The sequence below is a fragment of the Enterococcus rivorum genome (genome assembly GCF_001742285.1).
GTDB classification, from domain to species: domain Bacteria; phylum Bacillota; class Bacilli; order Lactobacillales; family Enterococcaceae; genus Enterococcus_L; species Enterococcus_L rivorum.
On record NZ_MIEK01000001.1, the window covers coordinates 131,602 to 143,903 of the forward strand.

Sequence of the window (12,302 nt, forward strand, 5' to 3'; positions counted from 1 at the left end):
CTAAACTCCTCCTTTTATTGAATTGGATGATACGTAAAACCTAGCCCATGTACTTCTGAAACGTTGTAAACAACTACAAATGACATTGGATCAATCTTATCAATCACAGCTTTTATTTCTGGATATTCTTGATTCGATGCCACCATTAAAATCATTTCATTTGGATCACTATCGTTTCCACCTTTAATATCAAAAAGTGTCATTCCTCTAGCAACTTCTTCTTTCAGAGCCTCTTTTATTTCTGGTGCGTTTTCTTTACTGATAATCATTAACGCTTTTCGACGTTTAAGTCCTGTTTCAATGTAGGTCATGACGATTGAAACAAGCGCATTAGCTAGAATCGCGAATAAAAATTCTTCAAATCCAAAAACAAATAAACTAAGCGTTACGATAAAAGTATCGGTTACAAACAGACCAATAGAAGGGCTAACATTAAAATATTTTTCAAAAATCAATGGTGGAATCGTTGTTCCGCCACTAGAAGCTCTAATTTTATAAAGAATAGCGACGCCTGTTGCAAAAATAGTACTCCCAAAAATTACCGATAATAGTCGATCAGAGGTTAGCATAATCTCTGGTACAATTGCTAGTAGGAATGGAAACAGCATGCTTCCATAAAGTGTATTAAAAAAAACTTTTTTTCCTAAAAATATTGCTGCTAAAATCAGCATTACAATATTCAGTGCAAACACTACGACTGAACGATCAATATTCAATAATTGTTCCATTAAAATCCCTAGTCCACTAACTCCCCCAGCAACAACATGATGTGGTCCAAAAAACATATTGACACTGATTGCTAATAAAAGAACAGCAAAGGTAATTTTTATGAGGTTTTTAATTTGGTCTTTCATGACACACCCCTCGACTTTCTATTCTTTTTTAGGAGAATGTTGTACAAGTGCTAAAACTAACTGAACAGCTTTTTCCATCTCAGCTACTGGAATGCATTCATCAATCGTGTGAATCTTATCATATCCAATGGAAACATTGGTTACTCGCTTGCCTTTTGCATTAAACACATTAGCATCACTACCCCCACCGCTAACTTCCGATTGATAGTCTCGACCGATTGTTCCAACAGCTTCTTTGAGAAGTGTAATCACTGGTTCATCCTCCAGTAATCGGAAGCCAGTTGCTTTCAACTCTACATTAATTTCTACTGTTCCTCCGAATTTTTCAGCAGCGGTTGTAAAAGCTTGTTTCATTTCTTCAATTAATTGATCGGCTTTTGCTTTGGAAATCGAGCGAACTTCTCCTTTTAAATTCAAGTGATCCATTACTACGTTGGTTGCATCTCCACCATGAATTTGCCCGATATTAGCCGTTGTTTCTTCATCTAAGCGTCCTGTTTTAATGTCCTTCAAAGCTTCTGCCAAAATATGAACGGTAGAGATGCCTTTTTCAGGTTCTAGTCCAGCATGTGCTGCTTTACCGTGAATTACTACTTCATACATATACAAAGTTGGACTAGCCACAATCGATTTCCCAACAGGCCCACCATTATCTAGTACATAGCCAATATCAGATTCCAATAAATGAATGTCTAAAGCTTCCGCCCCAATCAAACCGATTTCTTCTCCCGGTGATAAAACAAACTCTAAAATACCTGTTTCAATTCCTTCTTCCAATATTCGTTGAATACTTTCAACCATAATGGCAATTCCCGCTTTGTCATCTGCAGCCAAAATTGTTTCTCCTTTTGAATACAGAATTCCCTCACGTTCCTCAACCTCAATTCCAATTCCCGGAGTGACTGTATCGGTGTGACAAGAGAAAAATAGTGGTTTAACCTCTTTTGTTCCATAAAGCGTGGCAATAATATTATTTCCACCTAATCCAGTTTGTTTCTTACTTTGATCTTCCGTCACTTCCAGTCCTAGTGATTCAAAGACTTGAATCAAATGTTCATGTACCTTCCCTTCATTTTTCGAAACAGAATCAATCCCAACAATCGTCGAAAATGTTTCAACTAATCGATTTCGTCCCATACTAAAAACCTCCCTTTTCACTTGATACTTCTATTTTAGGTGCATTTTAATAATACATCGCCTAATTCGTTTGGCTATTTTTTTCATCCCTACCAAATTTTTCTTTCATTACACACTTTTTTTAAATGAATTTTTCTTAGTACAATGTCTACTAAAAACATTTTTTCCTTATTTACTAAAAATTTGTTTTTTCAAATAAAAAACCAACAATAGATACTCCTATTGCCGGTTTAGTTCGCTTCGTCTTCCTTTGGTAAATAGAAAACGGCTCGAGCCTTTTCAATTAAAATATCCGTTAAAACTTGCTTGATTTCGTTTAAATCTCTAGGAGTTGGTTCTTCATTCCAAATAACTGTCGAACAATCCTGATAAAATTCTGCTGTTTCATAAAAATCGTCTGAAATGATTAAATCAGTCTTTGGTTCCTTTTCTCCACTAATACAAATAGGTTCTGACCAAACCGAGGCTAATATTTTTTTATAGTAATTCAAGTGGTTTTTCCCCATTTTAGAAAAAATGGTTAAGTGAATTTCAGGAAGATGCTGATCGATTTTTAACAAATCACTAAAAATAAGCTTATATTGTTGCTTTAATTTTTTTTCATTTTTGTAGATATCATATAATTGCTGATTCTTTTTCAGTTCTTTTAATAAGTTCTCAAAAAACGTATCAAAAAAGAGATCCACGGATTCATTTAAATGGCTAAAATTTGATTGACCGACTTCTTTTGTTTCAGGAAAAAAATAACTTTGTAAATGGATATTTATAAGATTTAAATACAGACTATCGTATTCTTTGATAGAAAGCTCCACGCTTGTCCATTTCTCTAATTGATCGATAAAATAGACTGTTGAGTCAGTAATCTTTCCACCAAGAAAAGCATCAATCAATTGAAACCGTTTCGCTCCCATTCGTTCCTGGAAATTAGGTCGATATTCAAAAGCATACGCAATCAAGTAAATAAAAGCAACTTCGTTTTGTAATCCTTCTACGTCAGTTTCAGTAGGTGCAAATTTACTTAAAAATTCTAGAATATCATCGTAAAGTAACAGATCAACTTTTTTTAAGATTTTAATATTAGCGATTTCTTCCTTGAGAAAATGACCTTGAGTAATCCGCTGAGCCAGTACACCAAACCAAACAGCATAATATTCTTTCATTACAAGATCTAGTGAATGTCCTTGGATTTTTTCAATCAACTGAATAAACTGCTCTGTTTCTTCTTTGCTAACCGAAAAAGACCATTCATAGTAGTCATAACATTTCCAAAAAAGGGTTAGGTAAAAATAGCGAATATTCATTTCTGTTCCACTTAATTCAAAATTAGCAGAAAAATCCCATTCTAACTGAAATTGCTGCAAATACTCTTCCAATGCATTCACTTTTCTATACACAATTGTTGTGCTAAGAAAATTTTTAGATGAAAAGGTGCGAATATCAGTAAATTGAGTATTAAAAATATCTAAAAGTAATTTCATTGCTAAACTGGATTTCATATAATATTTTTTTAGCATTTTTGTTGAAAAACTCGAATGCTTTTCAAAATAAACCGCTCTTTGAGGTGTGTTTAAGCGAATGATATGAGATTTCGAATCAATTTCTTCTAAATCGTGGATTAAGGATTCAATGTTTTTATCCACCGTTACCGCTGAGGTATGGATTTTTTCCGCAATTTCTGCAATAGTAAATGAACGATTTTCAGAACTGATCGTATGCAATACTCTTGTTTTTCTTAATTGATAGCTATCAAAAAAGATATCCATTCCACACACTCCTAACATCAATGATTTCAATTTAATAAAAGAGATTGGTCAGTTTTTCAACCAGTATTTCATCAAACAACTCTTCTAATCGCTCAATATCTCTTGGGGTTGGCTCGTCGTTCCAAATCAGCTTACGTGTTTGGCAGTTTTCTATCTCATCATAGTACCGATCTGCAATTACTAGCTTCGTTTTATCGGTTATTTGCCCAGTAACATTTACATTCTCATACCAAGTTCGTCTGATAATTCTTCTATATATTTCAAAAAAGCGATCACCATAAATAGATAACAGTGCAACATCTAAAACCGGAATATGCTGCCCAAATTCCAACAGGTTATCTAAAAAAGCCGTGTAATTTACAATTAATTCTTGCTTATGATTAAAAATTTTCCGCATTTCTTTGGATTGGTTTAACTCTTCAAATAATTTATCCATATAGCTCAAAATAAACTCTTCTAAACGATAATGTTTTCCCCACTCTTTCTTCCGATGTAGCTTACTAGCGGAGCCTTCAAAATAAAAAACCTTGTAATGCAAATTTTGAATATTAATGTAAAAAGAATTGTATTCTGATTCGTTCAATTCTAAGGAAGAATGCCTTGAAAAGCAGTCTAGAAAATAATTAACACTTGTAACAACTAAATTATTTGGAACTGAAGTAATAATCTTAATCCTATGAGAATTCACTCGTTCTTTGTATTTAAATTGATACTCAAAGCTAAAGCTTACAATACAAAAAAACATAATTTCTTTTTGCAATGTTTCTTCATCAAGGTTTGCACTTTGAAGGGGCTTTGTTTTAAGAAATGCTTGCTTGATTTTGTCATAAATATAACGATCTTTTATTTTCAGTATTTTACTCAACAAGACAGCATCGATAGTATAGCCCTTTTGTAACCGACTCACAATTGTTCCTAACCAAACATAGTAATACTCTCTATCTGAGATAGGCAAAGGACGATCTTGTAATTCTTCAATAATTTCAATCAAATAATCTAACTCTGTCTTCGGAAAATCAAAAGGCCACTCTGTCCCAAAATAAGCATTCCAAAAGAAACTGACATAAAAATAACGAATTTGTCTTTCTTTTCCAACAAGTTTAAACTCTTCGGTAAAATCCAGTGCCAATTTAAAATCTTCCATGATAGGATTCAACTCTGCAAATCGATTATACGCATAGGCTACACTAATATAATTCTCTTCGGCAAATGAACGCATACTAGTAAATTTCATTGTAAAAATATCAATCATAGCTAAAAAAAATGGATTTAATTTTAAATAATAGGTTGTTAAGGTTTGGAAAGAAAAGTTTTTACTCCCAACAAACTGAACCTCTTTTCCTTCTATAGAAATTTCTAGCATTGAATGTTCTCCGGGAAATGCGCGGTCTAAATCAGTCTGCAATGCCTCTAAAGTTTTCCCAATTGTATTTCTAGAATTCTGTAACTTTTCAGCCAGCTCTCCAAACGAAAACAATCGATCTTCACTTCTTAAAATGTAAATTAATGACAATTTTCGCTCGGCAAAACGATCAAGAAAAATGTTCATCTCTCTTCCTCCAAACATACAAAGGTAACCCGACATATTAACCTTTTCTTTATGATAACACGATATAATTTATCAAAAAAATGTTATCCCTTAGCACGCGACAATTCATTTGACCAACTCTTACAAATTCACTTTAAGAATAAAATAGGTCTAGAGTAACTTAGCTTTTTCATCTTTGATAGTCAACTCAAAAATAAAGAAGTTGAAACAAAACTGTTTTAGCTTTGTTTCAACCTCTGAAATTTAGTTTTACCAAACCTTTGTTTGCTAAAATAAAGCTTTTTAAAGATTGGTTCAACCTATAAAAATGTTTATACGTCTTGACTTGATAGCCTATCAGATTTTATCTAATTAGATGTAGCTTTTTCTATCTATCGTTATTTTCTTAGCAATTATAATTTTTGCCAAGGGTTGCTACCAGATTCAGTACTGGCTGCATCATCAGGTACGTTTCCTTGTGTCCACCATTTTGCCTTATATTGGGCCCCTTTATAGGTTACTATTTCACCACCATTATAAACTTTAGTAGCTGACCACTCTTGACTGCCACTTGCTTCTTCTTTTTGAGTATTAAAGCTTCCTTTTGCTATATCTGATACTTGCCCTAGCACACTAACTGCAGTTACCTCAATTGTATAGGCCGTATTTGCTCTAAGACCCGTAACTAATTGATTTGTCTTACTCGTGACAAAATCTATTGTTTGACCGCCACCAGATATTTTTAGTTGATATTCTTTGATACCGGATGCGCTTTGTGAAGCGTCCCAACTAATAGTTGCTGAATCTTTTGTTACATTTGCTATATTGACATTTTGTGGAGTCGAAGGTTTGCTCTCACTCTCAACAACAAATACTTTTCTAGTTGCAACGTTTTCTTGGTTACTGCTATTTTTGACTGAATAAGTAAGAGGATAGGTTCCTACTTTATTCGTATCTACACTACCAGCGATTGTTATTTTGTTCGTTAGGTCACCATCCGTCTTGTCTACTGCTTTTACACCAGCTTTTGGATCAAAGGTATCCCCTAATTTAATGGTTACATCTTGAACACCAGAGATGGTAGGCACACTAACTCCTGGTGTATCATCACCAAAAATAGTTTGAGAAGCCAAGAGGGTATCATTGTCAAAATATTGAAGTAATTCGATTTTCTTTATATTACTAATGTTAACTTCTGCTCCACCTTTTGTAGCTAATTTAAATTCTGCGCTTGCTCCTGGAGCAATATAGCGTCCATCATATTGCGTTGCGATATTTACATAGGTTTTACCGTCTTTTTCAGTTACTTCACCTGATTTGTAATCTCCTTTTTCCAAAGTACTGCCATCTTTCATAGTAATCACAAATGTAGGTTTTTTTACAGTGAAATAGAATTTACTAGCAGCACCTAAAGCAACATTTCCACTTAGGAGACTTTCCTGATTCGCAATGCTAATACCATAGCCATCTTTTCCAGAATCAGTTTTTACTACATTTGTTTTAACGTCTATTTTCAATTGCGATTTATCTAAGGTAACTACTTCTGGAATTTTTTGATCCCCATAAAGTCCTTGCTTAATAGCGGATGATAGTTCATTTCGTTTGCCAGAACCAGTTCCATCTTTATCTTGAGAAGCCATCCAAGAAATAACTCCACCTAATTGTTTCTCCTTAACGAAAGCTGTCTTATACTGAATTGATTTTACATTATCGAAGGTAAAGAATTGTTTTGTTGATTCGCTGTATAAATAGGGCGCCTTGGCAGCATCATCCCAATATTCTTTCAAATCAGGCACTTTCTTTTTCAATTCGTCAATTTTTCGGTAAGACCAAACGCCTCCAGCTCGTCCACCGTCACCATTTGCTAAAGGTAGTTCGTTATTTGCGCCACGACTTGGTGTTAAGTCAGCATCTTTATTGGTTATTGCTGCATCTTGGAAAAGTCCTGGTTGCTCTGGATTGTTCCCTTTTTCTACAGTATTCCATCCTCTTGAATACATCGCTGCTCCAATGACGATTTTGTTGGAGGGAACATTTTTAGACTGTAGATAATTAATTACTGTTTCAACTGAGTAGTTATTTGGCGCTTTTGGATTTGCATATAATGCCGTTTGGTGAGAGCTTTTTTCACTCCAAGCCCCATTCATATCGTAAGTCATCATATTCCCAAAGTCGATAATTTTGAATAGTTCTTCTACATCAATTCCTTGCTCTAACTGAGCCGGAGTTCCTGGTAAAGCACAAGTTAACTCGTATCTTTTACTTAATTCACTTCCCTGTTTGTCTAATCCTGCTCTAAGTTCTCTCATTAACGTAATAAAATTTTGTTTGTCGGCAGGCCCAGCATGAGGGGTACCGTCATCATTTTTATTGTCAACTTTATCAGGTTCACGTTGACTATTCGGATATTCCCAATCTACATCAACAAAATCCATACCTGTATATTTTATAAATTTTAATATATTGTTAATATAGTTTTTGCGTTTTTCAGGGTTAGCTGCAATCAATGAAAAATTAGCTGATTTAGACCAACCGCCAAGTGAAATTCCTATTTTTAAATTTTTATTTTTTGATTTAATTGCAGTAAACGCAGGAATTAATCCTGATAAAGCATTATCCCAACCTACATCAGCATTTCCAACGGGAGCTCCGAAAGCCGCATCTTTATCTGTTAAAATCAGTTCCCCATTTGCATCCATCGCAATAAAGGCATAATTCAAATGGGTATATAAACTTGCATCAAAATTTTTAGGATAAAAGTTATCTTGTCCGCCCCAAATGGACCAATCCCCGTAATACATTACATTTCGGTATGGGACTTGTTCTGCTTTATTCTTTATTGTTTCTTCAGCAAAAGCTTTTGTTGGCAAGCTTGCAAACATTCCTACTGCTCCCATTGCCAACGTAGAACTAGCGATAATTGTTGCCATTGATACTGTGGCTGCTCTTCGTAAACGACTACCATTTTTTTCCTTCATAAAACACACTCTCCTTCTTACTGCAATTTTTTAGATAAATAAGTATTTCTTTATCCAAAAGAATTATAAAACGCTTTCAAAGTTTTTGCAAACTTTAAATATCGGTTTAAATAAATATAAATATATAACCAGTTTTATTAGAGAGCTCTAATTTTTTTGGTCTATCTACTTAAGTCTCTTTCAACAGAGAGCTATTTTCTTTTTTATTCCATTTGGTATGATACTGCAAAACAGAAAAATAAGAATTTTTTAATTTTTTGAAATGAGAACTATTTTTTGCTTAGATAGCGTCAGATAACCCTACTTGCTCTTTTTACATTGCGAGGGTTGTATTGACCCTTTGATTGAGTCTGTAAAAAGCTATAGGCCAATTTTTGCTTGGACTTTATCTCTCAATATACGGTGGTCAATAGTCAGTTTTTCCAAAAAGTTCGCAAAATATGAGTAATACTAAAAAAGCATATTCTTCCTTTTTCCTCCAATTGCTCAATCTAAGTTTCGTTAAACAATTAAACTGGCTTGAAGTAGAGTCTATTGATTATGCATATGACTAGCAAAAATGAATATTACCTGGTTTCTTTTTCCATTTCTATCTGTTTCTTATAACGATTCAAAAAAAGAAATCAAACTAGCTGTAAGGGCTATGCCAACAGCTAATTTGATTTCATTTAAGCTTCAAAAATCTCTACTATTTTCATCGTAAAAAAAGAATGAATGTAACTACTACTCTTTTATTACTAGCAATTATTTGAGATGTAGCTCTTTTATTGATATTGTTCTATTTTTGTCGATTCTTCACTAGTAATATGCGTTTATTTTAATACCCATACACTTGTTTTACCTGGTTCTGACCCTTTGTTCCACCATGATGATACATAGGTTTTCCCCTCATAGATTACCTGATCTCCACCTACATAAATTTTATCTTTATCCCAAGTTAAAAGGACATTTGATAATAACTTCCAAGCATCTGATGAGTCTGGTCGATTGTTTTGTGTCCAATATTTTGCTTCATATTCTAAACCATTATAGAAGACTCTATCGCCACCCACATAAATTTTTGTATTTATCCATGTTGTTGATCCTTGAGCCTCTTCTTTTGTTTTCACTGTGAAGAGAGTACTTTTTGCTGATTCTTGATTTTTAGTGTCCAAAGCACTTATTTGATAACTATAATTCGTATTTGCTTTTAAGTTGTTATCTACAAAAGAGGCTGTTTTAGTGACTCCAACATTTACACCATTTCGATATACAATATAGCCAGAAATCCCAACTGGACTGGTAGCAGCACTCCAACTTAATGAAACAGAGTCTTTTGTAATCGTTGTTGCTTTAATATTCATGGGTGTCGTCGGTAATTCTATTTCTACAACCGGCTCTTTCAATGTTTTCAAAGCTAATTCTGTACTTTTCTCAGAGCTAACCCCTGCGGCGTTAATTGCAGCAACACTGTACTTATAAGTTGTATTTGGTACAACAGAAGCATCTGAATACTCTAATTTCGATGTTCTGGCAATCTCTTTTCCATCTCTAAACACAACAAAAGTTGTTACAGGTTGACTATTTCCGGCATTCCATTTGAACTTAGCAACATTATGAGTAACTTCTGCTGTTGCTAAATTAATTGGAGCTACAGGTTTCTCTACTTCCTCTGGTTTTGTCAGATGCAATAATTCAGAATACTTTTCAAGCATCTGTGTCTTCTTCGGCTCTGGTAATGAATTGATTGCCACTAATAAATTTTTCTTTGCATCACTTTGTATAATATCACTGTTTTTAATCACAGGATCTGATGAAAGGATTGTCGCTGATGCTTCAATTTTATTTAATAAATCTTGTTCAGGATTATTATTAAGTGTTGTATTTTTTAAACCATTTTTTGTGACAGTCCAATAATTAGTATTTCGATTTGAATCTACAATTTTTTCGTTAGAAACTAAACGACTTCTAGCTTCAACATGATAAATTTCAATGATATCACCAATTTTTATGGAAATGTTATCTGTCTTTTTAATGGCTTTTGTTCCTTGTATTGTTTTTTCAAACTTGATTGTTCCATTACTATTTTTAATTTTGACATTCACATATGTTTCACCAGAAAAATAGCTGTGTGGTGATTCATCGGTAATCTTAACTGTTGCGATTCCTTGGTTAATATTTGTAGATAGCTCACCAAAGTTATTATCTCCTAGACCTAAAAAATTAATTCTTTGATCTGCCAACTTGCTAATAGCCAACTTATTCAATGTCACTTCTTGTTTATTTTTACTTTCTTTAATATAAACATAGTGTTGATTAGTAGAATAATGCTTCATTGGCTCCCCAGTAAACGCAATAGAATAGATACCATTTGGTATGTTTTTGAAAGTCAGAGTATTGGATTGAATAGATTGTTCTTGAATGATTTTATGCCCATCCATTAGTCTCACTTTAACATCTTTCAATTCATTAATATCTTGAGCATTTACTTTTACCTCTAAATCTCCCTTTAAACCTAAAGGTTGAATGTCGCTGTTTTTGACCATTTCAAAATTCGACGTTACTACAATTGTAGGATCAATTAGTCGACGTGCTTCTGGTAGTTTATTTTGAGGAACCACATTCGCTAATGATGCCACTGGTGAGTAGCCTCTCAGACGATTTTTTTCCATTTGTAAAGGATCTAGAGTCAAACCCCAACCTTCTAATACAGGTGAAAAATCTAGTTGTGCGTTCTCACTATAATATTGATTCAAAAGATTAGGTAATGGATAGTTGCTGGAATTAAAGTTAGGTTGGTTCGCAGCTTCCCGGTACCCTTGATACATTTTAGTAAAAGCTTTTTCCCCAGCTTTTTGATTCAATAGGGTTAATAAAATTAGCTTTTCTCGTAAATTTACAGCGTCATAAGTCAACTTATTATTGATCATGCTATTATATAGATTGTTTTCAACAATATTTTTTCTGTTGTAATCAAATAACCAACTCATTTCATCGGCCTTTTTTCCATACTTGTTGTAGTGATAACGAGAGGCAAAAATATTATTAGAAACTTCCCCAGTGTACATTCCATTTCCATCAAAACTGATTTGATAGCCATGACCTATTTCATGAAGAACCCCCCAATGATCTTTTGTCAACCACATATCGACGCTACTTTCGCTATTTGCCGTCCAGTTTTCTCCATAGTATGCTCCCCCAGCACCACTATTATCTGCTTTTAAGAAATAACGATTTTTTCCGTTTTGGTTTGTTTTTGATGAATTATCGAAACCAGCCATTTGATCGAAAAAGGCAAAAATTTCTTTATATGTTTCGATTAGGTCATCTAACGAAGTATAACCATTCATTTTTTTTGCTAATGCTTTATCTTGTTTAGGTATCAGTAATTGAAATTCTGCTCCTTTTACCAAGGCATATTCTGCATCTGTTTGATTCCAAAGTGTAAAGAAAGCTTGTTCATTTTTTTTATATTGATAAGTAGGCAATGTTTTTTGCATTTTGCCACCCACTATTGTATATTCAATAGCTGCATTCTGATTGCCATAAGGTGTATCAATAAACGGAACTAACGCTTCTGTCGCACTTATGGTGACCCAGCTAGAGCCTACATTCACTGATTTTTCTCGTTTAGAATCATTTCCTAATAATCGTAGATTAAGGTTTTTTTTGAAATTTGGATTCGTCTGTCTTATTTTTAACTGAGAACCACTACCTAATACAAAACCTAAATCTTGACGATCATGATATTTCCCTTTATTTGTACCCGAATTAAATATCCACTTAGGTTCTTCAATACTTACAACATTCATCGTTCCTTGATTTTGTGCATATGTTACAGATGATCCTGTAAATAATACTATCAAAAAGAGTCCTGCGCAAAGAAGTACCTGTTTTAAACTATTTTTCATTTTTTCATTCCTTTTCCTTGATAATAAACTTTAATTGTTTGTAAATATTGCCTCTTTGATCATATCTTCTTAAGGAATCGAAATTTACCCGAATTTTTTATCTACTTTGTCACTTGGCATATAGAAATGCTAGGAACATATATTCGACGTCT

6 protein-coding genes are annotated in these 12,302 nt (G+C 33.6%); all 6 read right to left on the reverse strand.

Annotation, left to right across the window (positions count from 1 at the left end):
- Window positions 1-14: 14 nt before the first annotated feature.
- On the reverse strand, window positions 15-854 hold the full coding sequence (locus BCR26_RS00615; RefSeq protein WP_069697018.1) for a YitT family protein: 840 nt from the start codon (window positions 852-854) through the stop codon (window positions 15-17).
- Between the two features lie 18 nt (window positions 855-872).
- On the reverse strand, window positions 873-1,991 hold the full coding sequence (locus tag BCR26_RS00620; protein ID WP_069697019.1) for a M20/M25/M40 family metallo-hydrolase: 1,119 nt from the start codon (window positions 1,989-1,991) through the stop codon (window positions 873-875).
- A 230-nt stretch (window positions 1,992-2,221) separates the two neighbouring features.
- Window positions 2,222-3,754 (reverse strand): AcpB/EbpR/MafR family transcriptional regulator, encoded by a 1,533-nt coding sequence (locus BCR26_RS00625; RefSeq protein ID WP_069697020.1) that lies wholly within the window; start codon window positions 3,752-3,754, stop codon window positions 2,222-2,224.
- Between the two features lie 31 nt (window positions 3,755-3,785).
- A complete protein-coding gene (locus BCR26_RS00630) occupies window positions 3,786-5,303 on the reverse strand; it encodes a helix-turn-helix domain-containing protein (RefSeq protein WP_069697021.1) in 1,518 nt (505 codons plus the stop codon).
- A 392-nt stretch (window positions 5,304-5,695) separates the two neighbouring features.
- Complete coding sequence (locus BCR26_RS00635; RefSeq protein WP_084386969.1) at window positions 5,696-8,260, reverse strand: glycosyl hydrolase family 18 protein; 2,565 nt, start codon at window positions 8,258-8,260, stop codon at window positions 5,696-5,698.
- Window positions 8,261-9,072: 812 nt separating this feature from the next.
- Window positions 9,073-12,150, reverse strand: coding sequence for a putative mucin/carbohydrate-binding domain-containing protein (locus BCR26_RS00640; protein ID WP_069697022.1), 3,078 nt, complete (start codon window positions 12,148-12,150; stop codon window positions 9,073-9,075).
- Window positions 12,151-12,302 lie beyond the last annotated feature (152 nt).